Origin of the sequence: Oerskovia rustica, assembly GCF_014836555.1 — a bacterium.
In the GTDB taxonomy this organism is placed as follows: Bacteria; Actinomycetota; Actinomycetes; order Actinomycetales; family Cellulomonadaceae; genus Oerskovia; species Oerskovia rustica.
Genome location: NZ_JACSQQ010000023.1, coordinates 40515 through 67413 on the forward strand (window position 1 = coordinate 40515; position 26899 = coordinate 67413).

General features: G+C 72.7%; 26 protein-coding genes. 11 read left to right on the plus strand and 15 right to left on the minus strand.

Annotated features, from left to right (window positions below; genetic code table 11):
• Positions 1-45: 45 nt before the first annotated feature.
• Both H9652_RS13695 and H9652_RS13700 read right to left on the minus strand, forming a co-directional pair.
• On the minus strand, positions 46-981 hold the full coding sequence (locus tag H9652_RS13695; protein WP_191796733.1) for a phosphate/phosphite/phosphonate ABC transporter substrate-binding protein: 936 nt from the start codon (positions 979-981) through the stop codon (positions 46-48).
• Between the two features lie 69 nt (positions 982-1050).
• Positions 1051-2286 (minus strand): TIGR03364 family FAD-dependent oxidoreductase, encoded by a 1236-nt coding sequence (locus H9652_RS13700; protein ID WP_318244176.1) that lies wholly within the window; start codon positions 2284-2286, stop codon positions 1051-1053.
• A 165-nt stretch (positions 2287-2451) separates the two neighbouring features.
• On the opposite strand from H9652_RS13700, the gene H9652_RS13705 reads away from it, so the two are divergent.
• On the plus strand, positions 2452-3396 hold the full coding sequence (locus tag H9652_RS13705) for a GntR family transcriptional regulator (protein WP_191796734.1): 945 nt from the start codon (positions 2452-2454) through the stop codon (positions 3394-3396).
• Complete coding sequence (locus tag H9652_RS13710) at positions 3393-4232, plus strand: phosphonatase-like hydrolase (RefSeq protein ID WP_191796735.1); 840 nt, start codon at positions 3393-3395, stop codon at positions 4230-4232. Before H9652_RS13705 ends, H9652_RS13710 begins: the two co-directional genes overlap by 4 nt.
• 31 nt (positions 4233-4263) lie before the next feature.
• Here H9652_RS13710 and H9652_RS13715 read toward each other — a convergent pair whose 3' ends face one another.
• A complete protein-coding gene (locus tag H9652_RS13715; RefSeq protein WP_191796736.1) occupies positions 4264-4722 on the minus strand; it encodes a hypothetical protein in 459 nt (152 codons plus the stop codon).
• Positions 4723-4898: 176 nt separating this feature from the next.
• On the opposite strand from H9652_RS13715, the gene H9652_RS13720 reads away from it, so the two are divergent.
• Positions 4899-7139: a S9 family peptidase gene (locus H9652_RS13720; protein ID WP_404822029.1), complete on the plus strand. Its 2241-nt coding sequence runs from the start codon at positions 4899-4901 to the stop codon at positions 7137-7139.
• Positions 7140-7266: 127 nt separating this feature from the next.
• On the opposite strand, the gene H9652_RS13725 is transcribed toward H9652_RS13720, so the two are convergent.
• The 5 genes from H9652_RS13725 to H9652_RS13745 form a co-directional block, all read right to left on the minus strand.
• Positions 7267-7455 (minus strand): hypothetical protein, encoded by a 189-nt coding sequence (locus H9652_RS13725; protein ID WP_030150276.1) that lies wholly within the window; start codon positions 7453-7455, stop codon positions 7267-7269.
• 264 nt (positions 7456-7719) lie between these two features.
• Positions 7720-8889: a glycoside hydrolase family 1 protein gene (locus H9652_RS13730; protein WP_191796737.1), complete on the minus strand. Its 1170-nt coding sequence runs from the start codon at positions 8887-8889 to the stop codon at positions 7720-7722.
• A 10-nt stretch (positions 8890-8899) separates the two neighbouring features.
• A complete protein-coding gene (locus H9652_RS13735; RefSeq protein WP_191796738.1) occupies positions 8900-9790 on the minus strand; it encodes a carbohydrate ABC transporter permease in 891 nt (296 codons plus the stop codon).
• A 1-nt stretch (position 9791) separates the two neighbouring features.
• A complete protein-coding gene (locus tag H9652_RS13740) occupies positions 9792-10706 on the minus strand; it encodes a carbohydrate ABC transporter permease (RefSeq protein ID WP_191796739.1) in 915 nt (304 codons plus the stop codon).
• 9 nt (positions 10707-10715) lie between these two features.
• Complete coding sequence (locus H9652_RS13745; protein ID WP_191796740.1) at positions 10716-12002, minus strand: extracellular solute-binding protein; 1287 nt, start codon at positions 12000-12002, stop codon at positions 10716-10718.
• A gap of 141 nt (positions 12003-12143) precedes the next feature.
• Here H9652_RS13745 and H9652_RS13750 point away from each other — a divergent pair, with 141 nt between their 5' ends.
• On the plus strand, positions 12144-12896 hold the full coding sequence (locus H9652_RS13750) for a TetR/AcrR family transcriptional regulator (RefSeq protein WP_191796741.1): 753 nt from the start codon (positions 12144-12146) through the stop codon (positions 12894-12896).
• Positions 12893-16306, plus strand: a complete 3414-nt coding sequence (locus tag H9652_RS13755) for a GH36-type glycosyl hydrolase domain-containing protein (protein ID WP_191796742.1) — start codon at positions 12893-12895, stop codon at positions 16304-16306. The genes H9652_RS13750 and H9652_RS13755 overlap by 4 nt, the downstream gene beginning before the upstream one ends.
• A 116-nt stretch (positions 16307-16422) precedes the next feature.
• Here the strand turns inward: H9652_RS13755 and H9652_RS13760 are convergent, their stop codons facing one another.
• A complete protein-coding gene (locus H9652_RS13760; RefSeq protein ID WP_191796743.1) occupies positions 16423-17157 on the minus strand; it encodes an alpha/beta fold hydrolase in 735 nt (244 codons plus the stop codon).
• A gap of 102 nt (positions 17158-17259) precedes the next feature.
• Between H9652_RS13760 and H9652_RS20355 the strand changes: the two genes are divergently transcribed.
• Entirely contained in the window at positions 17260-18087 is an 828-nt protein-coding gene (locus H9652_RS20355) for a helix-turn-helix transcriptional regulator (protein WP_191796744.1), read from the plus strand.
• Positions 18088-18223: 136 nt separating this feature from the next.
• Positions 18224-18682: a YbaK/EbsC family protein gene (locus tag H9652_RS13770; RefSeq protein ID WP_318244177.1), complete on the plus strand. Its 459-nt coding sequence runs from the start codon at positions 18224-18226 to the stop codon at positions 18680-18682.
• A 12-nt stretch (positions 18683-18694) separates the two neighbouring features.
• On the opposite strand, the gene H9652_RS13775 is transcribed toward H9652_RS13770, so the two are convergent.
• The gene (locus tag H9652_RS13775; RefSeq protein ID WP_191796746.1) at positions 18695-19069 is read right to left on the minus strand and encodes a PH domain-containing protein; all 375 of its coding nucleotides are present in this window, start codon (positions 19067-19069) and stop codon (positions 18695-18697) included.
• Positions 19070-19073: 4 nt separating this feature from the next.
• On the minus strand, positions 19074-19298 hold the full coding sequence (locus tag H9652_RS13780; RefSeq protein ID WP_191796747.1) for a hypothetical protein: 225 nt from the start codon (positions 19296-19298) through the stop codon (positions 19074-19076).
• Between the two features lie 196 nt (positions 19299-19494).
• Between H9652_RS13780 and H9652_RS13785 the strand changes: the two genes are divergently transcribed.
• The 3 genes from H9652_RS13785 to H9652_RS13795 all read left to right on the plus strand — a co-directional run bounded on the left by H9652_RS13785 (position 19495) and on the right by H9652_RS13795 (position 23093).
• Complete coding sequence (locus tag H9652_RS13785) at positions 19495-20535, plus strand: chymotrypsin family serine protease (RefSeq protein WP_191796748.1); 1041 nt, start codon at positions 19495-19497, stop codon at positions 20533-20535.
• A gap of 41 nt (positions 20536-20576) precedes the next feature.
• A complete protein-coding gene (locus tag H9652_RS13790) occupies positions 20577-20846 on the plus strand; it encodes a hypothetical protein (protein WP_191796749.1) in 270 nt (89 codons plus the stop codon).
• An 81-nt stretch (positions 20847-20927) separates the two neighbouring features.
• Positions 20928-23093 carry an NHL domain-containing thioredoxin family protein gene (locus H9652_RS13795; protein ID WP_191796750.1) on the plus strand — a complete coding sequence of 722 codons (2166 nt, stop codon included), beginning with the start codon at positions 20928-20930 and terminating at the stop codon, positions 23091-23093.
• 72 nt (positions 23094-23165) lie between these two features.
• Here the strand turns inward: H9652_RS13795 and H9652_RS13800 are convergent, their stop codons facing one another.
• From H9652_RS13800 to H9652_RS13815, 4 genes are all read right to left on the minus strand, one after another.
• Positions 23166-23633 (minus strand): PTS sugar transporter subunit IIA, encoded by a 468-nt coding sequence (locus H9652_RS13800; RefSeq protein WP_191796751.1) that lies wholly within the window; start codon positions 23631-23633, stop codon positions 23166-23168.
• On the minus strand, positions 23630-23860 hold the full coding sequence (locus H9652_RS13805) for a PTS transporter subunit EIIB (RefSeq protein WP_138822375.1): 231 nt from the start codon (positions 23858-23860) through the stop codon (positions 23630-23632). The genes H9652_RS13800 and H9652_RS13805 overlap by 4 nt, the downstream gene beginning before the upstream one ends.
• Before the next feature lie 64 nt (positions 23861-23924).
• On the minus strand, positions 23925-24170 hold the full coding sequence (locus H9652_RS13810; RefSeq protein ID WP_056644676.1) for a PTS transporter subunit EIIB: 246 nt from the start codon (positions 24168-24170) through the stop codon (positions 23925-23927).
• A 61-nt stretch (positions 24171-24231) separates the two neighbouring features.
• On the minus strand, positions 24232-25095 hold the full coding sequence (locus H9652_RS13815) for a GntR family transcriptional regulator (RefSeq protein WP_191796752.1): 864 nt from the start codon (positions 25093-25095) through the stop codon (positions 24232-24234).
• Positions 25096-25329: 234 nt separating this feature from the next.
• On the opposite strand from H9652_RS13815, the gene H9652_RS13820 reads away from it, so the two are divergent.
• Positions 25330-26805, plus strand: coding sequence for a PTS transporter subunit EIIC (locus H9652_RS13820; RefSeq protein ID WP_191796753.1), 1476 nt, complete (start codon positions 25330-25332; stop codon positions 26803-26805).
• The last annotated feature ends 94 nt before the right edge of the window (positions 26806-26899 follow it).

The following is a 26899-nucleotide window of genomic DNA, read 5'->3' on the forward strand; positions in this document are numbered from 1 at the left end:
CCCCCCCCCCCCCCCCCCCCCCCCCCGACCGCTCCTCGAGGAGGGTCAGACGTCGTCGGCGGTCAGCTTCAGCGTCTTCGCGAGGTCGAACAGCGGCTGGTACGTGTCGACGTCGACCTCGACGAGCGGGCCCGCCGGGTCGACGTCGAGGAACGCGCCGATGGCCTCGACGTCGGCCGTGTCGAGCGTGAGGAGGGCCTCGCGCACGGCGTCCTTGAACTCCTGGCTCTGCGACCCGGCGACCGTGATGGGGTCGTTGGGGATGGGGTCGGACTCCCAGACCTGGCGGAACGTCGAGGAGTCGAACGTGCCCTCGCGCTCGGCGGTCGCGAGCGTCTGGGAGTTGATCTGTGCGGCGTCGACCTGACCGTTGGTCAGGGCGAGCAGCGCCTCGGGGTGGCCGCCCGCGTAGGTGATCTCGACGTCGGTCTCGGCGAGACCCGCGTCGAGGATCGCGAAGCGCGGCAGGGCGTCGCCCGACGTCGAGCCCGTCGAGCCGAGCGCGAGCGAGTGACCCGGAAGGTCCTCGATGCTCTGGATCGGGGAGTCGACGGGGACCCAGATCCCGGCCGTGTAGCTCGACAGCGAGCCGTCGGCGAGGCCGAACGAGGCGAGGGGCTCGGCGTCGGCACGCTCGCTCGCGAACACGAAACCGAGCGGGCCGAACTGCGCGAGCTCGAGCTTGCCGTTCTCCATGGCGAGGACCTCGGCCGAGTAGTCCTCGACGATCGTCAGCTCGACGGGGCAGTCGAGCTTCTCCGACAGGGCGTCGGCGAGGTGCTGGTAGGCGGGCTCGAGCTTGGCGGGGTCCTCGTAGGGCTCGATGCCGAAGCGGATCGCGCCGTTCGGGCACGTCGCGGACTCGGCACCGTCGGTGCTGGTCCCCGCGTCGGCCGTGCCGGTCGAGCAGGCGCTGAGCGCGCCGAGGAGCAGTGCGGCGGCGAGGACCGAGGTGGCCTGGCCGGTGCGGCTGCGGTGCATGTCTTCTCCTGGGGTGGGGGTTTCGCGAGAGAGGCTGGTCTGGTCGGAGGGACGAGAGAGGGTCGTCCGTCAGAGGAAGCTGTCGAGCACGCGCGGGGCGAGCCCGAGCGCGGTGGTCATGCCGATGCCGGACGTGACCGACACCGCGCGCACGCCCGGCATGGGCGTGACGTCGAGGAACGGTGCGGGCGCGGAGGCGTAGACGCCCTGCCACCGCTCGCGGACCGTGAGGGGGCCCGTGCCGAGGAGCCGCGCGGCCTCGGTGAGCAGGAGCGCGTCGAGGGCCTCGGGGTGGAACGGCCCGGGCGTGGTCGCATAGGCGTGCGTGTCGCCGAGCGTGAGGGTCCCGTCAGGGCGTTGGGTGACCATGAGGTTCACCGCTGCGTCGATCAGGGCGGGGTGCTGGGCCCTCAGGCGCTCGCGGACGGCGGCGGTCGCGGGGGAGTGGCGGAAGCCGTCGTAGCGCAGCAACGAGGTGCCGGTGAAGATCGCGGGGTCGATCTCGCGGGGGCCGCCGCCTGCGCCCTCAGGGGCGTCGACGCGCAGCATCTGGAGAGTGCACCGCTGGATGCCCGCGGCGGTGGCGGTGTCGGGGAAGAACCGGTCCACGTCGTGCCCGACGGCGAGGATCACCTTGGTCGCGACGACGTCGCCACGGGAGGTGCGCACGAGGGTCACGCCGCTGCCGGCCTCGAAACCCTGGACGGTCGTGGACCAGGCGAGGTGCGCCCCGCGCTGCTCGGCGTACCAGCGGGCGATCGCGGGGACCGCCTCGCGGGGGTCGACGCGGATGTCCTGGGACAGGAACGCGCCGCCGACGACCTCGTCGGGGTCGCCCGGGACGCGGTCGAGGACCTGGTCGCGGTCGAGCAGCCGGACGTGGCCGTCGCGGCCGTGGGCGAAGTCCTCGAGGACCTGCCGCTCGTCGTCGGCGCGGGCCACGACGACGGTGCCGGACTCGCGCAGCCAGAAGTCGGCCTCCTTGGCGAGCTGGATCCAACGCTCGCGGGCCGCGAAGGCGTAGGTGAGGGCCGTGCCGTCCTGCGCGGTGAAGCAGCCGTGCCCGAAGTTGCGGACCGAGGCGCCGACGGCGCGGTCGTCGCGCTCGACCACGAGGACGGACAGCCCTCGGCCGACGGCCTCGACGGCGTGCGCGAGGCCGACGATCCCGGCTCCGACGACCACGAGGTCGACGCGGGCGGGGAGGTCGTTCCCGGCGGACGGGCGGCCCGTGCCAGGGTGGCCGGCGGGGAGGCTGGGTGTGCGGCCGGACGGGGCCGGGCGTCGAGGTGCTGTGCTGCTCACGACACGGACACTGCCGTGCGGAACGAGCACGGATCAAGCGATTCCGAGACTTGTCCAGACAAGTTTCCGGAGTGTTCACCTGGCGTTGGCGCTCCGTCCGTGGGGTTCATGCGGCCGTCATCGGGACGCCGTTCTCGGTGGGTGGGCGGCCTGTATGGTCAAGTCATGGTTCAGTCCTCGTCTCCCCGCACCGCGCCGTCCCCGGCGGCCCAGCCGGCCCAGCCGGCGTCGGCAGCCCAGCCGCCACAGCCCTCACATGGCCCGCTGCACCAGCACGTGCTGGGCGAGCTGCGCCGTCGGATCGTGTCCGGCACGTACGCGATCGGCGACTCGCTCCCGTCGGAGTCCTCGCTGTGCGCCGAGTTCTCGATCTCGCGCGGCACGGTCCGCCAGGCGCTCGGGACGCTGCGCAGCGAAGGGCTCATCGGCGGGGGCCAGGGGCGCCCGCCGGTCGTGCGCTCGCGCGCGGTCCCGCAGCCGTTCGAGACCTTCCTGTCGTTCAGCCGGTGGGCCGCAGGGGTGGGGCGCGTGCCCGGTCAGCGGACCGTCGAGGTCGCGCGTCGCGGCGTGCACGGCGTCGCGGCCGACGCCCTGGGCCTCGAGGAAGGCACGCCCGTGGTCGAGGTCCTGCGCCTGCGCCTGCTCGACGGGGTCCCGGCGATGGTGGAGCGCGACACCTTCATCGAGCCGGTCGGGCGCCTCATCTTCGAGTTCGACCCGGACACCGGCTCGATCTACGACCACCTCATCTCGCGCGGCGCGGACCTGCACGCGGCCCGCCACGTGATCGACGCGGTCGCGGCCGACGAGACCGACGCCGACCTGCTCGAGGTGCCCGCGGGCGCCCCGCTGCTGCGCGAGCGCCGCACCACGCGCAACGCGGCGGGCGTCCCCGTCGAGTACGCCGACGACCGCTACCTGCCCGAGCTCGCGGCCTTCACGATCGACAACACCCAGGACACGTCGCTCTCGATGGTCCGCTTCCCGACGGCGTCGGCCGCCGCGGCGTCCCTCGTGTCGCCGACGGCCGGCCGGGCAGACACGGCCCCCTTCTCCGACCTCACCGACGTCGCCACCATCACCGACCCGAACCTGGAGCCCTCCGCATGACCGGCAGCATCACCTCGACCACCGCGCCCGCACCGCCCGCCGCGCGACCGCCCCTCGCGATCGAGCTCGTCGCGCTCGACGTCGCGGGCACGACCGTCGAGGAGGGCGGCGCGGTCTACGACGCGCTGCACACGGCGGTCCTCGAGCACGGGAGCGGTGCGACGTCGTCGGACGTCCAGCACTGGATGGGGGCCGAGAAGCGCGCGGCGATCACCGCCCTGCTCGCGATCGGCTCCGGCGCGTCGGGGGATGCTCCCGACGAGGGGACGGTCGACGCCGCGTTCGTGCGCTTCACCGCGCTGCTCCACGAGGCGTACCGGCTGAACCCGCCGACCGCGATCCCCGGCGCCCCCGAGGCCTTCGCAGCCCTGCGCGCCGCGGGCGTCAAGGTCGCACTGACCACGGGTTTCACGCGCGACGTGACCCGGGGGATCCTCGACGTGCTCGGCTGGACCGTCGCGTCCGGCCCCGAGCAGTGGCTCTCGCCCGAGGTCACGCTCGACGCCGTGACGTGCGCCGACGAGGTGCCGCTGGGCCGCCCGGCGCCCTACATGGTCCACCGCGACATGGAGCGCACGGGTGTGCTCGACGTCGCGCGCGTGCTCGTCGCGGGTGACACGGTGCTCGACCTGCGGTCGGGGGTCAACGCGCGGGCCGGGGCGGTCGTCGGGGTGCTCACGGGCAAGCTCGGTGCGGCGGACCTCGGGCGCGAGCGCCACGACTTCCTGCTCGACTCGGTCGCCGACCTGCCGGAGCTCGTCGCACGCCTCAACCCCCCGGTGTCGCCGGTGCCGAGAACGAGGTATCGGTCGTCATCGGGCTCAGAACGACCCTGATCCCGTTCTCGGCACCCCGGAGCGCGGCGGCTCAGCCCCGCGTCACGACCCAGCCGTCACCCGTGCCGTGCGTGACGGTCAGCGTGGCGCCCGGGCTCAGGACCCGGTTGGTGAGCGAGAGGTCCTCGGAGCACACGTCGGCCTGGGCGAGGCGCAGGTCCGCGACCTGCACGACCTCGTCGTCGTTGACGAACACGAGGTGTCCCGTGCCGACGTCGACCGTGCTCGGGAGCTCGCCCTGGACGGGGCCGTCGGTCCCGGCGGCCTCCGCGACCTCGGTCGGGTCGTCGCCGGGGCACACGATCACGGCCTTCTGCCAGTCGAAGTGGGTCGTCGAGATGAGGTCGAGGTCGCCGTCCGAGCGACCGGCGGCGACGATCCCGGCGAGCACGGTGTCGTCGAGGTCCTGCGCGGGCTCGGACCCGCACCCGGTCAGGAGCAGCCCGACGGCGGCGCTCACGGTCAGGGCGAGGAAGGGAACCTTGGGCACGGGTCCAGTATGCGCTCGACGGGCTCCCGGCTGCCGAGCATGCGGTTGTCGCGAGTCGAGCATGCGGTTGCCGTCGAGAATCGGGCCGGCAGCGACGCCCACCGCATGCTCGGCACCGCGAGGGATGCGGGCCGTGGTACGGCGCCGGGGGCGGGGCGTCGTGATAGGACGGTGCAGTGACCACCGACAACGTAGACCCCGCCGCCAGCGCGCCGACCCCCTTCCACGACCTCGACCAGTACGTCGCGATCCCCCGCACGGGCGGCCTCGTGATGTCCCCGGACGGGCGCCGCCTCGTGACGAGCGTGTCGACGCTCGACGCCAAGCGCACGGCGTACGTCTCGGCACTGTGGGAGGTCGACCCGACCGGCGAGGCCCCGGCCCGCCGCCTGACCCGGAGCACCAAGGGAGAGGCGGGAGCCGCGTTCACGGCCGAGGGCGACCTGCTCTTCACCTCGGCCCGCCCCGACAGCGACGCCTCGGCATCGGCCGAGGGCGACCCGACCTCGGCCCTGTGGCTCCTGCCGGCCGCCGGCGGCGAGGCGCGCATCGTCGCGTCGGCACCGGCAGGGGTCTCGGCCCCGCTCGTCGCGCGCAGCGCGCCCGTCCTCTCTCTCGCGGCTGACGTCCTGCCCAGCGCGCGCGACCTGGCTCACGACGCCGAGCTGCGCACGGCCCGCAAGGACAAGAAGGTCGCCGCGATCCTCCACACGGGCTACCCCGTGCGGTACTGGGACCACGACCTGGGCCCGTCCGAGCCCCACCGCTTCGTCGCCGACCTCTCGCACCTGACCGACGAGCCGGCTCGCCCGCTCCCGGCAGCACCCGCCGACTCCGACGCGGACGACCTCGACCTCCCCGCGGGGCGCGTCGAGCTGCGCGACGTGACCTCCGCCGTCGGACCGACGCTGCGCGAGCACTCCGCGGACCTCTCCGCGGACGGGACCACGCTCGTCACGTCCTGGTCCGTCGCCGGGCCGGGCGCGTCCCAGCGCTCGATCCTCGTCGCGATCGACACCTCGACCGGCGAGCGCCGCACGCTCGTCGACGAGCCCGGCGCCGAAGCCTCGTCGCCGGTGATCTCGCCCGACGGGGCGTGGGTCGTGTTCGTGCGCGAGACCATCACGACCCCGCAGGCCGCGCCCGAGCAGGGCCTCGCGGTCGTCCCGCTGCGCGCGGGCGACGGCTCGGACGGCGACCCCGACGACGGCGGCGCGAACCACGGCCTGCGCTCGCTCGCCGCGAGCTGGGACCGCTGGCCCACGTCGGCCGCGTGGCTGCCGGACGGCTCGGGCCTGCTCGTGACGGCCGACGACGACGGACGCGGCCCGGTCTTCCACGTCGCGTTCACGCCCGACGGGTCGGGAGCCGACGGCGCGGTGTCGCGTCTGACCTCGGACGACGCGACGTTCACCGACGTCCGCGTCGCCCCCGACGCCTCGGCCGCGTACGCCCAGCGCACGAGCTACCTCGAGCCCTCGCACCCCGTGCGGATCGACCTCGCGGACTTCCTCGCGGCCCCTGCCGGCGAGCGCGCGCCCGTCGCGGCGACCGCGCTGCGCGGCCCCGTCGAGAGCCCCGACCTGCCGGGCACGCTCACCGAGATCGAGACCGCGGCGTCGGACGACGTGCGCGTCCGCGGCTGGCTGGCCCTGCCGCACGGCGCGAGCGCCGAGAACCCCGCGCCGCTGCTGCTCTGGATCCACGGCGGGCCGCTCGGCTCGTGGAACGCGTGGAGCTGGCGCTGGAACCCCTGGATCCTCGTGGCGCAGGGCTACGCGGTGCTGCTGCCGGACCCCGCGCTGTCGACGGGCTACGGGCAGGACTTCGTGCAGCGCGGCTGGGGGGCGTGGGGCGCGGCCCCGTACACGGACCTGCTCGCGATCACCGACGCGGCCGAGGCGCTGCCCGAGGTCGACGAGACCCGCACGGCCGCGATGGGCGGCTCGTTCGGCGGGTACATGGCGAACTGGGTCGCTGGACACACCGACCGGTTCAAGGCCGTCGTGACGCACGCGAGCCTGTGGGCCCTCGACCAGTTCGGCCCCACGACCGACGCGTCCTACTACTGGCAGCGCGAGATGACGCCAGAGATGGCGGCCGAGCACTCCCCGCACCGGTTCGTGGCCGACATCGTGACGCCCATGCTCGTGATCCACGGCGACAAGGACTACCGCGTCCCGATCGGCGAGGGCCTTCGCCTCTGGTACGAGCTGCTGTCGGCGTCGGGCCTGCCTGCCGCGGCCGACGGGAGCACCGACCACCGGTTCCTGTACTTCCCCGACGAGAACCACTGGGTGCTCCAGCCCCAGCACGCGATCGTCTGGTACCAGGTGGTGCAGGCGTTCCTCGCCGAGCGCGTGCTGGGTGAGGCCCCGGGCGAGGGCGCGGCACAGCTCCCGACGACGCTGGGCTGACGGCCGCGGGTACCTGCGGGCTCGCGAGGTAGAACGTGCTGGGCGAGGTAGTGCGCGTCGCGTCCTACCTCGCGCGGCACGTTCTACCTCGGCGGGGCGCCGACCGGTCTGCGACCCGACCTCGTGGTCAGTGCGACATGCGCCGGTGCGGCGGCAGGCGCCGGTCGTGCGCGGCACGGACGAGCTCGACGACCATGAACACGATGATCGACGCGACGAGCACGATGCCGAAGAGCAGGAACCAGTTCGCGGGGCCGGACCCCGTGGGGACGTAGACCGCAGCATCGACGCTGCTGGCGAGCATGAGACCGGACATGTCGACTCCTCGCTGACCGGGGGAGCTCCGGGGCGGAGCCCTTCCTCCAGGATGCACCCGTTCAGCGGTGCTGCACCCGGTGGGATCCCGGCGAGGCCGAGTCCGAGTTTGAGGCCGAGGCCCAGGCCGGGACCGTGACCGTGACCGTGACCGGGACCGGGAACGAGGACGAGGTCGAGGTCGAGGTCGTCCTGGGGTACAGGACGACCTCGACCTCGTGCTCGGCGGGCGGTGGCCTGCCGGTCGGGCAGGCGGGTGCTCGGCTCAGTCGTCGAGCGAGACCTCGCCGCGGGCGACGGACCCGAGCCAGCCGAGGCTCGGCTTGGGGAGGCGCTCGAACGTCTCCGGGTCCCAGCCGATGAGACCGAAGGTCGGCGCGAAGGAGCCCCACTCGTAGTTGTCGAGCAGCGACCAGTGGAGGTAGCCGATCAGGGGCAGGCCTGCGTCGACCTCGGCACGCAGGGCCCGCAGGGCGTCACGGGTGTAGTCGATGCGTCGCGAGTCGTCGGCCGTCGCGATGCCGTTCTCCGACACCAGCACGGGCAGGCCCGTGATCTCGTGGCCGAGCCGCGCCGCCTCGGCGATGGCGGGCGGGTAGTACTCCCAGCCCGTGAGGGTCTTCTCTGCGTCCTCGGGTGCGGGGAGCGGTCCGTCGACCGTGATGCGGGTGCGGGTGTAGGCCTGGACGCCGATGAAGTCGTCCCCCCGCGCGGCTTCGAGGAAGACGGTCTCGCGCGGGTACGCGTACTCCCGCAGGACCTCCTCGGCACCGGGGTCCGCGAAGAACTGCTGCGGGGCGACGGGCCAGCCCACGGGGACGCCCACGGTGCGGACGAGCTCGACCGCTCGGCGGTGCGCCGCGATGAGGTTCTCGGTCGCGACCGGGTCGGGCGCGTGCATGGTGCCCGCCTGGAGCTGCTCGGCGCCCTTGGCTGCCGTGATCATCATGGCGAGGATGTTGGGCTCGTTGATCGTGAAGACGTGCGAGGCGGCGTCCAGCAGCGGGAGCACGCGCTCCACGTAGCGGGCGAAGCGCTCGACGGACCGCGGGTCGGTCCATCCGCCGTCCTCGGCGAACCACCGGGGGGACGTGAAGTGGTGCAGCGTGATGAGCGGCGTGACACCGTGGTCGAGGCAGCACTGGATCATGCGGCGGTAGTGGTCGAGCTCGGCCCGGGAGAACAGGCCCTCGGCGGGCTCGATGCGTGCCCACTCGAGCGAGAAGCGGTAGGACGTCAGGCCCGACTCGGCCAGGAGCCGGATGTCCTCGGCGTAGCGGTGGTAGCTGTCTGCGGCGTCTCGCGACGGCTCGGAGAGTGTCGAGTCGGCCGCGACCTCGCGTGCCCACCAGTCGCTGTTGACGTTGTTGCCCTCGATCTGGTGGGCGGCCGTCGCGGCGCCCCAGACGAAGGGGTCGGGGAAGGTGAGGGGCATGGGGAATCTCCTACTTGATGCCGGTCATGGCGATGCCCTGCACGAAGTAGCGCTGCAGGAACAGGAAGAGGATCAGGATCGGGGTCACGACGAGCACCGAGCCCGCCATCAGCAGGCCGTAGTAGGTGCCGTTGGACCCGACCGAGTAGAGCGAGAGCGCCACCGGGAGGGTGTACATGTTCTCGGTCTGCGCGACGACGAGCGGCCACAGGAAGTTGTTCCACGAGCCGAGGAACGTGAGGATGCTCAGCGTCGCGAGCGGCGGCCCGCACTGGGGCAGGACGATCTTGAAGAAGATGCGGAACTCGCCCGCGCCGTCGATCCGGGCGGCCTCGATGAGCGCGTCGGGGATCCCGAGGATGAACTGGCGCATGAGGAACACGCCGAGCGGTCCCGCGAGGAACGGCAGGACGAGCGCTGGATAGGTGTTGACCAGCCCCATGTTCGACACCAGGACGAACATCGGCACCAGCGTGACGACGCCCGGGACCATGAGGGTCAGCATGACGAGCGCGAACAGCACCTTCTTGCCCGGGAACCGCATCTTCGCGAGCGCGTACCCGACCATCGAGCAGAAGACGATGTTGCCGAGCACGACGGCGACGGCGACGACGATCGAGTTGGTGAAGAACTGGCCGTAGTTGAGCTGCGACAGCCACTTCTCGTAGTTCTCGAGCGTCGGGTTCTCCGGCCACCACGTGATGGGCCGCTGGAGGAGCTCGCCCTGCGTCTTGAAGCTGCCGAGCAGCATCCAGATGAACGGCATCAGCGTCAGCAGGAGCCCGACGACGAGCGCGGTGTACGTGGCGCCGCGCGACCAGCGGATCGGGCGGCGGGCGCGGCGCGGTGCGGGGCTCGTTCCCGTCGGTGCCGGTGCGACCTTCGAGGACGTGAGGGCCATGTCAATCCTCCTTCGACCGCAGCAGGCGGAACTGGACGGCCGCGAGGGCGGCGATCAGGGCGAAGAGCACGTACGCAGCTGCGGACGCGAACGCGTAGTTGCCGTAGCCGAACTGGTTGTAGACGTAGTAGCTGATGGTCAGCGTGGAGTTGACCGGCCCGCCCTTGGTCATGACGAACGGCTCCTCGAAGACCTGGAGGAAGCCGACGGACAGGAGGACCGCACCGAGCAGCAGGGTCGGACGCATGAGGGGCACCGTCATGGAACGGAAGCGGCGCCAGGCGCCGGCACCGTCGACCTCGGCCGCCTCGTAGACGTCCCGCGGGATGGCCTGGAGTCCGGCGAGGAAGATGATCATGAGCGTGCCCATGTTGCGCCAGGCGGCCATGACGATGATCGAGGGCATGGCCCAGGTGCTGTCGTTCAGCCAGTCGGGGCCGTTGATGCCGACCCAGCCGAGCACGGTGTTGACGAGGCCGGAGTCCTGGAGGATGAACCGCCAGACGACTGCCACGGCGACGATCGAGGTCACGACGGGGGTGTAGAAGCCGACGCGGAAGACGCTGCGGAACTTCTCGATGCCCGAGTTGAGGGCGACGGCCAGGGCGAGGCCCAGCGCCATCGTCAGCGGGATGCCGACGACCACGAAGAAGAACGTGTTGACGAGCGCCTTGCGGAAGAGCTCGTCCTGGAAGACCTGGGCGAAGTTGTCCAGCCCGACGAAGTTCACCGCGAAGGGCGTCTTGATGTCACGGACCGTGAGGTCCGAGAACGACATGCCGAACGACGCGAGCAGCGGTCCCAGCATGAAGACCGAGAAGACCGCGACGAACGGCAGTGCGAACAGCCAGGCGACGACGGCTTGACGTCGCCGGTGGACGGGGGGGGGCCCCCGTCCCTCGGTGGTCGTTGTCATGGCGGAGACTTACCAGCCGAGCCCGAGAGCGTCGGCCTTGGCCTGGATCGTCTTCGCCGCGTCCTCGGCCGTGACCTTGCCGTTGGCGACCTTCTCGGCCTCGGTCTCGATCGTGGCGGAGAGCTCGTCCCAGCTGGGCACGGTCGGCGGGGCGATCGTGTTCTCGAGCTGCTGCTGGAGCACCTGGGTGCGCGGGTTGGACGTCAGGGCCTCGTCGTCCCACGCGCTGGTGACGGCGGGGAGGTCGTTCGTCGCGGCGTACCACTCCTGCTGCGTCTCGGGGTCGGCGAGCCAGCGGACCAGCTTCCAGGCGCCGTCGGCGTTCTTGGCCTCGTCGAAGACGCCGAGGTGCGCGCCACCGATGTAGGAGTCGTTGTTCGCGGTGCCCGCGGGGACCGGGACGGTGGCGACGTTCTGGTCGACCCATTCCTGGCCCTGCATGTCGGCGAGGACGTTGACCATCCACGGGCCGGAGATGAAGGCCGGGTCGGAACCGTCGACGAACGCGCTGTTCTGCGTGTCGCCGTAGCCGGCCAGGGGCGACAGGCCCTCGGTGAAGAACGAGGCGTAGTAGGTGAGCGCGTCGATCATCGCCTGGTTGTCCAGGTCGTAGGCGTCACCGGCCTCGTTGAAGATCGAGCCGCCCGCCTGCGAGTAGAACGGCAGGATGACCTGCGTCGAGTCCTCCGCGTCGCCCATGGGGAGCTGGAGGCCGTACTCGGAGCCGTTCGCCTTCATCGCCTGGGCGAACGCGGTGAGCTCCTCCCAGCTCGTGGGGGCGGCCACGCCGGCAGCCTCCGCGAGGTCCGAGCGGTAGTACATGACGCGGGTCTCGACGTACCACGGCACGCCGTAGTCGACCCCGTCGGCCACGGTCGAGGCGGCGGCTCCCTCGATGAAGTCGTCGGTGTCGACGAGCCCGTCGGGGACGGGCGCGAGGCCCCCCGTGGAGACCATGGTCGGCATGAACGACGTGCCGATCATGATCGCGTCGGGCACGGTGCCGGCGGCGACGGCCGTCTGGAACTTGGTCATGACGTCGGCCCACGGGATCGTGGTGACCTGGACCTTCGCGTCGGGGTTCTCTTCCGTGAAGCCCTTGACGAAGTCGGGGAGCTTCTCGCCCTCCTCGCCCATGGCCCAGACGGTGATGTCGCCTGTCGCGGGCGAGTCGTCCACGGTCGTCGTGGAGCCAGCGTCGGGCTTCTCTGTCGACCCTTCGTCCGCGCGCCCACAGGCGGTCAGTGCCAGGAGTCCGACGATGCCGACGGCGACCGCCTTGCGTCCGAGCTTCATGAGCAATCCTCCTCATCGAGTGTTCGGCTCGATCTCTGAGCCGATGCGAAACTACCATAGCGTGCGCTCGGTTAGTCTTTTCACCAGTGGTGTCCGGCACCATACGGTGGATACCGACAAATGCTGACGAAGGAGACGGTGATGACCGACAGCGGTCCTGGTGCCCGAGCTGCCGACACGACGACCCCGGACGCCCCGCCCCAGGGCCGGTCCAAGGAGAAGGTGCCGGGCACGGCCGACGGGCAACCCCAGGGCAAGCGCCCGGACGGCCGCCTGGTCCGAGGTGAGCAGCGTCGCCGCGAGATCCTGCGGACCGCGGTCGAGGTGTTCGGCGAGCAGGGCTTCCGAGGCAGCTCGCTGCGCGAGATCGCCGCCCGTGTCGGGATCTCCGAGGCCGGCCTCCTGCACCACTTCGGCAGCAAGGCCGGGCTGCTGACGGCGACCATCGAGGAGCGCGACCGGCGTGACCTCGACCGCCGCACCCAGGCGGAGACCGACGGCGCCTCCCTCCTGGCCACGATCCGCGACCAGGTCCGGCGCAACGCCGAGACCCCCGGTCTCGTCGGTCTGCACGTCGTCGTCGCCGCCGAGGCGACCGAACCGAGCCACCCTGCGCACGACGTCGTCCGGGACCGCTACCGGGCGCTGCGCCACCAGGACGACACCCGCTTCCGGGACGCCATCGAGCGCGGCGAGCTGCGCCCCGAGGTCGACCCGCAGGCTATCGGCCAGCTCTTCTCCGCAGTGATGGACGGGCTGCAGCTCCAGTGGCTGCTGGACCCGGAGAACGTCGACATGGTCGCCCTCTTCGACCACTTCGTCGCGCTGCTGCAGCCGGACCAGGGCGCCGCGCGCGCCATCGATGAACAGACGACAGAGCAGGAGTCCACGTGACCAGCACCGCCATGACCGCCCCCCTCGCGGGCACGACGATCGCCTCCGGCGAGATGACCGTCGAGCTCTCGCAGGGCGGTGACGTGCACGCCGTCCGGACCGGCGGGCTCCTCGTCAACCAGTACCTTCCCGGCGAGCACGACCGCATGCCGGGCGGCGTCCTCCTGCGCGCGACCCACGCCGACGGAACCGTCGAGGTCGCCCGGCTCACCGGGTCCGCTCCTGCGGTGACGAGCGTCGAGACCGGCGCCGACCGCGTCGTGTGGTCCGGTGCGGCGCTCGGGCTGACGTCGCGCGTCGCGCTCACCGTGGACGACCGGACCCTCGTGTGGCGCGTCGACCTCACGGCCAGACCGGGCACGGACGCCCGCACGGTCTACGACGTCGTGCACGCCCAGGACCTCGGCCTGGCGCCGCCGGCGGCCGCGCTGTCGAGCGAGGCCTACGTCTGCCAGTACCTGCTCCACCGAGCGCTCGAGCACCCCACCGCGGGCACCGTCCTCGCGAGCCGCCAGACGATGTCCGCGCAGCCGCTGCTGCCGCTCGCCGTCACCTTCCTCGTCGAGGGGGCCGCCGCCCACCTCACCGACTCGCTCCAGGTCTTCACCCCGCAAGCCCGTCACGACGGCGTCCCGCACGGCCTGCTCGGCCCCGTCACCTCGGGCGTGCTGCAGTACGAGTACGCGATGCCGACGCTCGTCTCCCGGCCGCTCGACCTCTCGACGGGCACGACTCAGGTCCACGCCGTCACCGTCGTCGACCTGGACGCCCGCGGGCCGCTCGCGGACACCGTCGACGAGATCGACCGGTGGGCCACCGGCGCCGTCGCCGTCGCCGCGCAGGAACGTGCCGCGCACCCGCTGCCCACGACCGGCTCGGAGCTCCGCGACGCCCCGCTGCTGTCCGGCGACGCGCTCGACGAGGTCGACCTGCTCGCCGCTCTCGGCCTCGTCACCGAGGACGTCCTGCTGCCGGAGCGCGACGCCGACGGCGCGCTGCTGTCCTTCTTCACCCCCGGCGGGTCGCACGTCGTCGACGGGCGCAAGGAGACCGTGACCGAGCGGTCCCACGGCCATGTCCTCAAGGCCGGGGACGCCGTCCTGCCCACCGACGAGGTGCTGTCCGCGACGGCGTTCGCGCCCGGCGTGTTCGTCTCGCACGTGGTCCTCGGCAACACGACCGCCAACCGCCTCGTGTCCGTCCACCGCCACCACCTCAACCTGCTGCGCAGCAGCGGGCTGCGCGTCCTCGTCGACGACGGCCAGGGCGCCCACCTGCTCGGCGTGCCGTCGGCCCTCGTCCTCGACGTGGGTGGGGTGCACTGGGTGTACGAGACGCCCCTCGGTCGCATCGACGTGCGGACCGTCGCGCACCACCGACGCGACCGCCTCGACGTGAGCGTCCGGTGCGAGCGAGCGCTGCGCGTCACCGCCACGCTCGAGCTCGACGACGAGGCCGGGGGCTGGGTCGCCGAGCACACGTCCGAGGGCGCGGTCCTCCTGCGCCCCGTCGTGGGCGGCGACGTCGACGCGCACTACCCCGAACTGCGCTACGCCGTCACCTCGACCGCGCCGATCTCGACCGCGCCGATCGCCCTCGAGGACGCCGCGGCGCATCGGGTGTCCAGCACGACGGGCTCGGGCGGCCTGACCGTCGCGATCTCCGGATCGCTCCACGGCGACGCCGCAGCGCTCGACCTCCTCGCCCCCGAGCACGCACCCCTCGACGACCTCGAGGCCACGCTCGCGGGTCACCTGGAGACCGTGCGGGGGCTCGTCCGCGGCCTGCGCTTCCAGCCCCACCCGGAGCTCGCGACGCAGGAGCTCGACCTCCTCGTGCCGTGGTACGCGCACGACGCGCTGATCCACTTCCTCGTCCCGCACGGGCTCGAGCAGTACTCGGGCGCGGCGTGGGGCACCCGCGACGTCTGCCAGGGCCCCCTCGAGCTGGCGTTCGCCGGCGGGCGCGAGGACATCGCCCGGCAGATCGTGCTGCGCGTCCTCGCCCATCAGCACACGTGGGGCGGGTTCCCGCAGTGGTTCATGTTCGACGAGTACGCCGAGCGGTACAACGACTCGTCGCACGGCGACATCGTCGTCTGGCCGCTCTTCGCGCTCGCCCAGTACCTCGAGGCGAGCGGCGACCTGGCGGTCCTCGACGAGACGGTGCCCTTCTGGGACCACGCGCACCGCCGCCCCGCCTCCGCGGGGGCGGACGCCGAGGCGACCGTGCTCGACCACGTCCAGCGGATCCTCGACCACCTCGAGACCGACCTCCTGCCAGGCACGTCGCTGCCCGCGTACGGCGAGGGCGACTGGGACGACACGCTCCAGCCGGCCGACCCGCAGATGCGCACCAACCTGGCCTCCACCTGGACCTCCGCGCTGCTCGTCCAGGCGGCCGACCTCCTGGCCCGTACCACGGCCGGGCGCGGCGACCTGCTCGCGCTCTCGGAGCGGGCCGACGCCCTCGCGACCGCGGTCCGCACCGACCTGCGCGAGCGCGCGCTCGTCGACGGCGTCATGGCGGGGTACGTGCGGCACGGCGACCAGGGCGACGAGCTCGTCATCCACCCGCGGGACACGAGCACGGGGATGCGCTACCGGCTCATCCCGATGAATCAGTCGATCATCGCGGGCATCCTCACCCCGGCCGAGGCCGAGGAGCACGAGAACCTCATCCTCGAGCACCTGCACTTCCCCGACGGCGTGCGGCTCATGGACCACCCGGCCGCGTTCGACGAGGGGATCCCGCGCACGTTCCAGCGGGCCGAGCAGGCGGCGAACGTCGGGCGCGAGGTCGGCCTGATGTACGTGCACGCGCACATCCGCTACGCCGAGGCCCTGGCCGCGCTGGGCCGCGGGCGGACGCTCGACGAGCTGCTCCGCATCAGCCCGTTCGACCTCGGGTCCCGTATCGCCCACGCCGCGCCGCGTCAGCGCAACGCGTACTTCTCGTCGAGCGACGCGGACTTCCCCGACCGTGCGAGCTTCGCGCGCGACTTCGACCGGCTCCGCGACGGGTCCGTCGGCGTGCGGGGTGGCTGGCGCGTCTACTCGAGCGGTCCGGGGATCTACCTGCGCCAGCTCGTCCAGGGCGTCCTCGGCCTGACCGAGCAGGCGGGCGCTCTCGTGGTCGACCCGGTCCTGTCCGCGACGGCCGACGGACTCACGGTCGAGCTCGAGCTCGGGGGCCGGGCGCGCACCGTCGTGTTCCGTGTCCGGGACCGGGGCGTGGACCCCGACCGCGGCGCGGGCGTGCAGGTGCGGGCCGGCTCGGGTCCGGACGACCTCGTGGTCGTGCCCGCCTCCCCGCGGACCGGCGACTACCGCGAGCGCGGCGTGGTCGTGGCGCCGGGCGGGCTGGGCGACGCAGTGCTCGTCGAGGTCACCGTGGCGGCCGGGTCGTAGCCGCCCGCCGGTTTCGAGGTCGGGGTCGTCCTGCGCGCAGGGCGGCCCCGACCTCGTCGTGCGACCTGCCCGCCTCGCCCGGCGACGCAGGCGACGGGGCCGGGTGCGCGGCCCGCCTACGCCCGCGCCGCCCGCACGATCTCGGCCGCGAGGTCCGCGGGCCGCGAGAACATGGGCCAGTGCCCGGTCGGCAGGTCGACGTACGTGACGTCGAGCTCGCCGAGCTCGGTGTGCAGGGGCGGCCCGGGGTGCGCCATCGTCTTCAGCACCTCCGAGGGCAGGCTCGTGCAGATCGCGGTCGCCGGGACGTCGAGCCGCGCGGGGTCGCTCACGTGCACCCGGCCGCCCGCGACGCCGCCCGGGTGGGGCACGGCCCGCGCGCGGAACCGGGCGAGCCCGGCATCGTCGATCCCGTCGAGGCTCGACCCTGCGGCCGTGAGCTCCTCCCACGAGGGCAGCGGGATCTCGACCGTCCCTGCGGGCAGGTCGGGGGCGAGCGACGCGCCGTCGACGAGCGGCCCCGTGTCGACGTGGACCGTGCGGCGGATGCGCGCGGGGTCGCGGTCGACGACCTCGTGGATCACGGGGCCGCCGCCGCTGTGCCCCACGAGCACGACGTCCCCGTCGAGAGGCGCGATCACGTCGCGAACCGCCTGGACGTGGTCCTCGCGGGTGAGTCGGCTGCGGTCGGTCGCGACGTCGTCGAGCCCGGGGAGCGTCACGGCGTGCGGTGCGAGGCCTGCAGCCTCGAGGTGGGGGACGACGTCGTCCCATGCCCACGCCCCGAGCCAGAAGCCCGGGACGAGGACGACGTGGACCTGCTGGTCGCTGCTGTGCTGTGAAGTGGTCATGACCCCAGCCTGCCGGGGTGTCGGTGACACCTGTCTGTCACCATTGTTCGAGGGGTTCCGCGCGACGTCCGTCGGCGGTCCCGGACCTGACGGAGGCGGCGCGTGAACAAGACCGAGCGGCTCTACGCCGTGGCCGAGGAGCTGCGTCGTGCCGGCCCCGGCGGCACCACGGGGCCGCGCCTCGCGCGCCTGCTCGAGGTCAGCGAGCGCACGATCAAACGCGACGTCTCGGCGCTCCAGCAGGCGGGACTGCCCGTCTGGGCACAGGCCGGACCGGGTGGCGGCTACGTGCTCGACCCCTCCGCGTCCCTGCCTCCCGTGAACTTCACTCCGCAGCAGGCGGTCGCGGTCGCGGTCGCGCTCGCCGCGCTCCCGCCCGGCAGCCCGTTCGCGGTCGACGCCGCCACGGCGCAGGGCAAGGTCTGGGACGCGCTCGGTCCGCAGGCGCGCGAGCGGGCGGCGGCGCTCGCGGCAAGGGTGTGGATCGACCACGGCGCCGCGTCCGGGCGCGCCCCGGACGGCGCGAGCCCCCTGCCCGACGGCGCCGCTCGCCCAGGCCTGGACGTCGCCTCGGGGCCGGTCGACGCAGCGCCGGGCACCGTCGACGGCGTACCGGGCGACCCGGTGCCGCGCGCCCGGGTGCACCTGCAGGTCCTGCGTGCCGTCGAGCAGTCCCTCGCCCGGTCGGTCGTGCTCGCGATCCGGTACCGCGACGGGCGCGGCCACGAGTCGGCCCGTCGGGTCGAGCCCGTGATCCTGGCGCACACGGCGGACGCCTGGTACCTCATCGCGTGGTGCCGGTCCCGGGAGGCCGTCCGCTGGTTCCGCCTCGACCGCGTCGAGCGGGCGGACCTCACGGGCGAGCCGTACGTGCCGCGGCCGGTCGCGGAGGTGGGGACTCCGCCGTCGGGCGCGATGCCCGTGGCCTGAACCGGTCGCCGCCCAGCGCGAGAACGGGGTTGTCGCCGCTCCGATGCTCAGAACGTCCTCATCCTCGTTCTCGAGGGTGTCGCGAACCTCGTGCGCACGCGATGATGGCCACCTGCCGAACCTGAGGAGACCTGCCGTGAGCACCGACCGCACCCGCGCCTTCTTCGACGCCCAGGCCCCGGACCTCACGGTCCTCGACACGGGCAAGGACACCGCGACGGTCCAGATGGCGGCGGCGACGCTCGGGGTCGAGCCGGGGCAGATCGCGAAGACGCTCGCGCTGCGTGACGGCGAGCGCAGCTTCCTGCTCGTGACGCGAGGCGACGCGCGGGTCGACAACGCGAAGTTCAAGGCCACGTTCGGGGCCAAGCCGCGCATGCTCGACGCCGAGAGCGCGACCGCTCTGACGGGGCAGCCGATCGGCGGGGTGGGGCCGTTCGGGCACAGCGGGCCCGTGACGGTGTACTGCGACGTGTCGTTGCAGGGCTTCGAGACGGTCTACCCGGCGGCGGGCAGCCCGACGAGCGCGTTCGCGATCACGCCCGGCCGGCTCGCGGAGCTCGCGGGGGCGCAGTGGGTCGACGTCAGCAGGTAGCCCGGCGGCGGGTCAGAGGACCTTGTCGCCCAGGAGCCGGTTCACGGTGTAGATGTCGACACCGCGCCCGAGCTCGAGCGTGACCTTGCCCAGGCCCGAGAACCACAGGACGAGCTCGGAGTCGAGGTCGATCGTCCCGGCGGTCTCGACCGAGTACGCCTGGATCGTGCTGTACGGCAGGGTCGTGAAGTCCTTCTTCTTGCCCGTCATGCCCTGGACGTTGAGAGCGAGGATGCGCTTGCTCGTGAACGTCACGGAGTCACGGACGCCCTTGAACGCCAGGTAGACCTGCTCGTCGGCGTGCAGGATCTGCTGGAGGTCCTTCTGGGCGCTCGCCAGGTCCCAGGGGTTGAGCTTGACGAACGAGGCGTTGTCGAAGTCGATCACGCGGTCATGCTGCCATGGCCAGGGAGCTGGTCATGACGGACGACACCGCCGAGGCCTCGAGCCAGCGGCGCACGATGCGTGCGTCGGCGGCCCGGCGCACGGGGCTGCGCAGGTTGAGGTGCGCGTAGGCCCGGTGCTCGACGAGGGCGGCGCGGTCGTGGTCGAGGGCCCAGAGGATGGCGCTGCGGATCTCGTCGGTCGAGGGCCGGAACGCGTGGTCGAGGTGCATGATCACTCTCAAGGTGAGGGCCGCGGGTCTCGCGGCGGAGAAACTGTGTACATCTCTCAAGAGGGGCGAACCCGGACTTCATGACGCGACTTTCCGGAAGAAGTTTTCCTGACAGTCTGTTTCGTGAAGCGAACAGCCCTAGCGACACGGTGACGCTCGTCACGTGCGTGTCGGTGGGCCGTGCCAACCTCGACGCATGGACAGGGACGAGGCACGGGAGATCAAGGGGCAGCTCGCGGACTTCGCGCGCGATCTCGCCGCGGGGACCGAGGCGACGGCGAGCGCTGCGCGGCCGGTGGGCGAGGGGGCGCAGGTCGGGCCTGCCGACAGGGACGCCTGGGCACCCACGCTCGCGCTCGGGCTGGCCCCGCGCGAGGGCGGCGGGTACGGCATCGCGGTCCGCTACCGCCTGGGGGTCCCGGCCGTGCGCAGCATCGCTCGACGCGTCGCGTCCGAGGCGGGCCCCGTCGTGGACGTCCGCCGGACGGGGCGGATCCGGGCGCTCTCCCGGTCGACGGGCACCGGCCCACGCCCGCCGGTCGTGACCGCGCTGGCAGCGGGGGAGACCGGCCGGGTGCGGCCGCTGCGCCCGGGGGTCTCGATCGCGCACGTCGACGTCACGGCAGGCACGCTCGGCGCGTTCGTCCTGGTCGGGGACACGTTGCACGCGCTGTCCAACTACCACGTGCTCGCGGGCTCGCCGCGCGCGCAGGTGGGGGACGCCGTCGTGCAGCCCGGCCCCGCCGACGGCGGACGCGCCCCCGCCGACCAGGTCGGCACGCTCGCCGCGACCGTGCCCCTCGCACCGGGGCGCACCGCGACGGTCGACGCCGCGATCGCCCTGCTCGACGACCCCGACGTCGAGCTCGACTACCCCGTGGGTCGCATCACGACCACGGCCGTCGCGCTCGGCGGCGAGACGGTCGGCAAGATCGGCCGGACGACCGCCGTCACCGCGGGCCGCGTCACCGCGCTCGAGCTGGACGACGTCGTGGTCGGCTACGGCGAGGACCTCGGCGCGCTGCGCTTCGACGACCAGATCGAGGTCGAGTCGACCGGGACCGGGCCGTTCTCGCGCGGGGGCGACTCCGGTTCGCTCGTGTACCGCGCGGACGGCGTCGCGCTCGGGCTGCTCTTTGCCGGGTCGGAGACCGGGGGAGAGAATGGGACCGGGCTGACGTACGTCAACCCGATCGACACCGTCCTCGCCGCGCTCGACGCCCGGCTCGCGCGCTGAGCCCGCCTCGACCCGCGGCGGACGGTCGGAGGGTGGTACCGGTGGCGAGCATCGAGCAGGCCCGGGAGGCCAAGGCCGCGCTCAAGCAGGCCCTTGCGGGCCAGGACGGCGTGACGGGGATCGGCCTGAGGCACGAGGGGGCGGACGCGGCGGGGCGTTCCGAAGCTGCGAAGGCACAGTCCGAGGCCACCGACACCTGGTGCCTCCAGGTCAACGTCGTCGACGCCGCCGCGTCGGGCGACGTACCGCAGGAGGTCGACGGCGTCGCGGTCGTCGTGCGCGTCACGGGGCGGATCGAGCGATCGGGTTAGGGCCTGTACCGCTCGTACGTGGGTAGCAGCTGCCGGCAGGGCGAGGTCGAGTGCTGCCCGGTGTGCGAGCAGAATGGTCCGGTGACCTCCACGACCCCCCATGCCCGCCTGCCCCGCGTCCGCGCCTCCGAGCTCGTCGGCCGCGGCTGGCTCAACACCGGCGGCCGCGACGTCTCGCTCGCGGACCTGCGCGGCCGGGTCGTCGTGCTCGACTTCTGGACGTTCTGCTGCGTCAACTGCCTGCACGTCCTCGACGAGCTGCGCGAGCTCGAGGAGGCGCGCCGCGACGACCTCGTCATCATCGGCGTCCACTCGCCGAAGTTCGAGCACGAGGCCGACCCGGTCGCGCTCGCCGCCGCGGTCGAGCGCTACGAGGTGCGCCACCCCGTCCTCGACGACCCCGAGCTCGTCACCTGGTCCGCGTACACCGCGCGGGCCTGGCCGACCCTCGTCGTGATCGACCCCGAGGGCTACGTCGTCGCGCAGATGGCGGGCGAGGGGCACGCGTCGGCGCTCACCGCGCTCGTCGACGAGCTCGTGGAGGAGCACCGAGCCAAGGGCACCCTGCGGTCGATGGCCGCGGGGGCGGGCGACGTCTACGTGCCTCCCGCGCCGACGTCGGGCACGCTGCGCTTCCCCGCCAAGGCGATCGCGCTCCCGGGAGGCAACCTCCTGGTCGCGGACGCGGGGCACCACTCGCTCGCCGAGCTCGGGCCCGACGGCGAGACGCTCGTCCGGCGCATCGGGTCCGGCGAGCGCGGGCTCGTCGACGGCGGACCGGACGTGGCGCGGTTCAGCGAGCCCAACGGGCTGTGCCTGGTCCCGACCGAGCTGCGGACGTACCTCGACTACGACGTGCTGGTCGCCGACACCGTGAACCACGCGCTGCGCGGGGTGAGGCTCGCCGACGGCCAGGTGACGACGGTCGCCGGGAACGGGCAGCAGTACATGGTGGGGGCGGTCGACAACGTGCTCGCGGCCGCTGACGGAGGTGCACCGGTCGGTGGGACGCTCGCCGAGGTCGACGGTCCGTTCGGGTCGCGTCTCACGGTCCTCGTCGGCGCGGACGTGCCGGAGCAGCCCAGGCCCGCGGGCCTGCCCGCGTCGATCGAGAGCACAGGCGGAGCGGTGCTGCAGAAGCTGTCGTCGCCCTGGGACGTGGCCTGGGTCGAGCAGATGGGGGCGTTCCTCGTCGCGATGGCGGGCAACCACTCGCTGTGGGCCTTCGACGGCGAGCAGGGATCGATCGACCTCGTGGGCGGCACCATGAACGAAGGTCTGCTCGACGGGCCGCTCGTCGACGCCTGGTTCGCGCAGCCGTCCGGGCTGGCCGTCGGCCCGGACCGGCGCGTGTGGGTCGCGGACTCGGAGACGTCGGCGCTGCGCGTGGTGACCCCGGTCGCCGGGACGGCGCAGGGAGAGGTGAGCACCGCCGTCGGGCAGGGGCTGTTCGACTTCGGGCACCGCGACGGGGCCGCCGACCAGGCGCTGCTCCAGCACCCGCTCGGGGTCGCGCCGCTGCCCGACGGCAGCGTGGTCGTCGCCGACACCTACAACGGGGCGATCCGCCGCTACGTCCCGCCCGCCCCGTCGGTCGTGTCAGGACGAGCGAGCGCTCCGGGCCCCGCTGGTTCTGACACCAGCGTCGGCCAGGTGACGACCCTGGCGACGGGCCTCGCGGAGCCGAGCGACGTCGTCGTGCTCGTGGACGGGGAGCCGTGGGCTCCCGGCGAGGCCGCGGAGGCGGGGGCGCGCGTCGACCTGCTCGTCGTGGAGTCGGCCGCGCACCGCGTCACGCGCGTCGCGCTCCCGGCGACGCTCGCCGGAGAGGTGCTCGACGGCGGCGCGCACCGCACGCAGCGACCCGTCACCGAGGTCACGGCCGGGGAGCTACGGCTCGACGTGCCGTTCTCGCCCGCGCCGGGGCAGAAGCTCGACGACCGCTTCGGGCCCTCGACGCGCCTGACCGTGAGCGCGACGCCGCCCGAGCTGCTGCTCGACGGCGCCGGCACGGGGACAGACCTCGTCCGAGCCCTCGTCGTGAACCCTGCGGTGGGCGAGGGCGTGCTGCACGTGACCGCGCAGGCCGCGTCGTGCGACGTCGTGCCGCTGCTCGACGACGGGAGGCCCGACCCCGACGTGTTCCCCGCGTGCCACCTCGCGCAGCAGGACTGGGGCGTGCCGGTGCGGGTCGTGGACGGGGACCCGGGCGATCCCCGGGTGCTGACGCTGCCGCTGCGGGGCTGAGCCCCCGGGGCCACGGCCCGGACATGTCAGAACGAGCGTGACCTCGAGGTCACGCTCGTCCTGACGCCGGCATCACTCCCAGATCAGGAGCTCTTCGCCGCGCGCGACCCAGGTGCCGACCGGGGCCAGCGGGGTCACGGCGTCGGGCTTGCCCTCGAGCGCGACGACGGGGCAGACGGCCGAGCGGCCACCCTCCTCGATCGCGGCGGGGTCCCAGGTGACCAGGGTCGTGCCCTGGTGGACCACGTCGCCCTGCGCGACGTGCAGCGTGAATCCCTCGCCCGCGAGCTGGACCGTGTTGATGCCCAGGTGCACGAGCACGGCCTGACCGCTGTCGTGCTTGATGACGAACGCGTGCGGGTGGACCTTGACGATCGTCCCGCTGATCGGGGCCGACACGAGGCCGCCCTCGGCGGAGTCGGGAGCGATCGCGGTACCCGGACCGACGAGGCCCGCGGAGAACACCGGGTCGTCGACGTCCGACAGGGCGACGACGGTCCCGGTGACCGGGGCGAGGACGGTCAGGGACGCTGCAGTCAACGGAGGTCCTCGATGTCCGAGGCGAGGTTGTCGGCCTCGGGACCGACGATCACCTGGATCGCGTTGCCCGTCCGGACGACCGCGATGGCCCCGGCCCCCGTGAGGGTCTTCTCGTCGACCAGGCTCGGGTCCTCGACCTCCACGCGCAGACGCGTGATGCAGGGTTCGAGGTCGAGGATGTTCGCATCCCCGCCGAGGCCCTTGAGGATCTGCTCTGCCTTGCTCATGTCGTGCTCCTTCGTGTGCTGGTGCGGACGTACGTCGAGGTGCCCGCGGACAGCGGGCACGGGGTCACATGAGGTCTGCGAGGTCCGAGGCGATGGTGTCGACCTGGGGGCCGACGACGACCTGGACCACTCGTCCCGTCGTCATGACCCCGAAGGCGCCGGCGGCGCGCAGGGCGGCCACGTCGACGAGGCTCGGGTCCTTGACGAGCGACCGCAGTCGGGTGGTGCAGGGGTCGATCTCCTCGATGTTGCTCACCCCGCCGAGGCCGGCGAGTATCGCGGCGGCCCGTGCTGCATCGGCTGCAGTCATCGTTGCATCCTCTCTGGTGCGTGGGTCCTGGGTAGGGCGTCGGTCGTGCCGGTAGTGGGGCTCATGCGGTCTCGGCCGTCTGGGCCGTCTGGGCCGTCTCGGCCGCGCCGGTCCCGGGCGCGGGCGCGGGCGCGGGCGCGGGTGCAGGCTCTGCCTCGAGCTCCGGTGCGGGGGCGAGCCGGGGCACGATCGTCGGCCGGGCCTCGCGGAGAGGGACGACGACCGAGTACCGGTCGCCTCGGTAGCACATCTGGGAGTACATGCAGGCGCCGTCGTCCGAGTAGGTCTTGCGGTGCGCGCGCAGGACGGCCCGGACGCTCGTCATGGCGAGGATCGCCTGCTCGGCGGCGCTGGCCTCGGCGGCCATGATCGTGTCCTCGCCCCACGTCGGGGAGTGGCCGCGCTCGCGCAGCGCGCCGTACAGGCTGGCGGGGACGCCGTCGTCGAGCAGGTCGGGGGCGAGCGCCACGGGCACCCATGCGCGCTCGACGGCCATGGGCGTGCCGTCCGCGAAGCGCAGGCGCTCGACGTAGTGCACGCGGTCCTCGGGGGCGACGCCGAGGGCCTCGGCGACGACCCGGCCCGCGGGCAGCGTGCCGCTGTCGATGACCTGCGTGCTGGGCACCAGGCCGAGCCGTCGCGCCTCCTCGCCGAACGTCGTCAGACGCATCTCGAAGTCGGTGTGCTGCGGGGCGACGAACGTGCCGCGGCCCTGCTCTCGCTGGAGCACGCCGTCGGCGACGAGGGAGTCGAGGGCCTGACGGACCGTCATGCGCGAGACGCCGAACTTCTCGGTGAGCACGCGCTCGGAGGGGACGGCGTCGCCGATGGTCAGCTCGTTCGCGATCAGGTCGCTCAGGTAGGCGCGCACGATCTGGTGCTTGTGCCCGCCTTTAGGTGCTCTGGCCTGCGTCGTCGCTGCCACGTGTTCCTCGCTCTCGGTCGCCCCGGAGTTGCCGGGGCTTGACACATCATGATGTCTAGACCACTCTGTCCGCAAGTGGTCCAGACAACTATCCCACCACAGACGGTGGCGATGGCTCGGGTTACAGCAACGACGCGCTCCAGGGTCCGGGCCGGCGTCGTGATCAATGGCAGTTCCCAGTTCCAGCGGTGCGATCCGACGGCCTCGGTGGCACCCGATCAACGAGGAGTGAACATGACGTCCGTGGCCGAAACACCCAAGGTGAAGAAGGGGATTCCCGGCTTCGCCCAGCTGCAGAGGGTCGGTCGATCCCTCATGCTGCCCATCGCCTCCCTGCCCGCCGCAGCACTGCTGCTGCGCCTCGGTCAGGCCGACATGCTCGGTGCCGACGGCGCCGCGGGCACCTTCCCCTGGCTGCAGCCCGTCGCCGACGTGTTCGCGTCCGCCGGCAACGCGCTGTTCGCGAACCTCGCGCTGCTCTTCGCGGTCGGTGTCGCGGTCGGCTACGCCAAGAAGGCCGACGGCTCGACCGGCCTGGCCGCCGTCATCGGGTACCTGGTCTTCAAGGGCGTGAGCGACGCGCTCTCGCCGTACGTGCTCGGCAAGCCCGACACCCCGGCCGCGTGGCTGGCCGGCGCCAACCCGGACGCCGTCGCCGCAGCAGGGGACGGCAACTTCCTCGACCTGGTCACGGCGGCCATCACCGGCCCGCCCGAGCAGAAGCTCATCAACTACGGCGTCCTCGGCGGCATCGTCATCGGTCTGACCGCCGCGATCATGTTCCAGAAGTACAGCCGCATCAAGCTGCCGCCCTACCTGGCCTTCTTCGGTGGCCGCCGCTTCGTGCCGATCGTCACCGCAGGTGCCGCCGTCCTCATCGCCGTCGTCGGCGCGCTCATCTACCCCTGGTTCGACGCGGGCTTCACGGCCATCGGTGACTGGGTCACGGGCTCCACGGTCCTCGGGGCCTTCGTCTACGGCACGGCCAACCGTCTGCTCGTCCCGATCGGCCTGCACCACCTGCTCAACTCGCTGCCCTGGTTCCAGTTCGGCAGCTACACCGACACGAGCGGCGCCGTCTGGCACGGCGACATCGCGCGCTTCCTGCACGGCGACCCCACGGCCGGCACCTTCATGACCGGCTTCTTCCCGATCTTCATGTTCGCCCTCCCGGCGGCAGCCCTCGCGATCATCCACACGTCGAAGCCCAAGAACCGCAAGCTCATCGGCGGCATCATGGGTTCGGCCGCTCTCGTCGCGTTCGTCACCGGCGTGACCGAGCCCCTCGAGTTCGCGTTCGTGTACGTCGCCTACCCGCTGTACGCGATCCACGCGGTCCTCACGGGCACCTCGCTCGCCCTCGTCAACGCCCTGGGGATCAAGTCCGGGTTCGGCTTCTCGGCCGGCGCGATCGACTACATCCTGAACTTCCGGATCGCGACGATGCCCCTGTGGATCATCGTGATCGGTCTCGGGTACGCGGTGATCTACTACTTCCTGTTCCGGTGGGTCATCACCAAGTGGAACCTGCGCACGCCGGGCCGCGAGGACGACGACTCCGCGGTCGGCGCCGACCCGACCGCCGACCCGGTCCTGGTCGCCGAGGAGAAGAAGGCGGCCGAGGCCGACCTGTCTCCCGCGGAGCTCGATGCCCGAGGCTCCGATGCCCGAGGCTCCGGGGCGACTGCCGACGGCGGAGGCGGCAGGTGACCTCCGTCCTCGACGGTGTGGGCGTCAGCCCCGGGCGGGGGGCCGGTGTCGTCGTGACGATGCCGGCCCCCGTGCCCGCGCCCGCCGCGGCGCC

Coding starts and splice junctions, on each gene's coding strand:
- H9652_RS13695 (WP_191796733.1), bottom strand. CDS start 981: ATGCACCGCAGCCGCACCGGCCAGGCCACCTCGGTCCTCGCCGCCGCA.
- H9652_RS13705 (WP_191796734.1), top strand. CDS start 2,452: ATGGTTCAGTCCTCGTCTCCCCGCACCGCGCCGTCCCCGGCGGCCCAG.
- H9652_RS13710 (WP_191796735.1), top strand. CDS start 3,393: ATGACCGGCAGCATCACCTCGACCACCGCGCCCGCACCGCCCGCCGCG.
- H9652_RS13725 (WP_030150276.1), bottom strand. CDS start 7,455: ATGTCCGGTCTCATGCTCGCCAGCAGCGTCGATGCTGCGGTCTACGTC.
- H9652_RS13730 (WP_191796737.1), bottom strand. CDS start 8,889: ATGCCCCTCACCTTCCCCGACCCCTTCGTCTGGGGCGCCGCGACGGCC.
- H9652_RS13735 (WP_191796738.1), bottom strand. CDS start 9,790: ATGGCCCTCACGTCCTCGAAGGTCGCACCGGCACCGACGGGAACGAGC.
- H9652_RS13740 (WP_191796739.1), bottom strand. CDS start 10,706: ATGACAACGACCACCGAGGGACGGGGGCCCCCCCCCGTCCACCGGCGA.
- H9652_RS13745 (WP_191796740.1), bottom strand. CDS start 12,002: ATGAAGCTCGGACGCAAGGCGGTCGCCGTCGGCATCGTCGGACTCCTG.
- H9652_RS13750 (WP_191796741.1), top strand. CDS start 12,144: ATGACCGACAGCGGTCCTGGTGCCCGAGCTGCCGACACGACGACCCCG.
- H9652_RS13760 (WP_191796743.1), bottom strand. CDS start 17,157: ATGACCACTTCACAGCACAGCAGCGACCAGCAGGTCCACGTCGTCCTC.
- H9652_RS13780 (WP_191796747.1), bottom strand. CDS start 19,298: ATGCACCTCGACCACGCGTTCCGGCCCTCGACCGACGAGATCCGCAGC.
- H9652_RS13785 (WP_191796748.1), top strand. CDS start 19,495: ATGGACAGGGACGAGGCACGGGAGATCAAGGGGCAGCTCGCGGACTTC.
- H9652_RS13805 (WP_138822375.1), bottom strand. CDS start 23,860: ATGAGCAAGGCAGAGCAGATCCTCAAGGGCCTCGGCGGGGATGCGAAC.
- H9652_RS13810 (WP_056644676.1), bottom strand. CDS start 24,170: ATGACTGCAGCCGATGCAGCACGGGCCGCCGCGATACTCGCCGGCCTC.
- H9652_RS13820 (WP_191796753.1), top strand. CDS start 25,330: ATGACGTCCGTGGCCGAAACACCCAAGGTGAAGAAGGGGATTCCCGGC.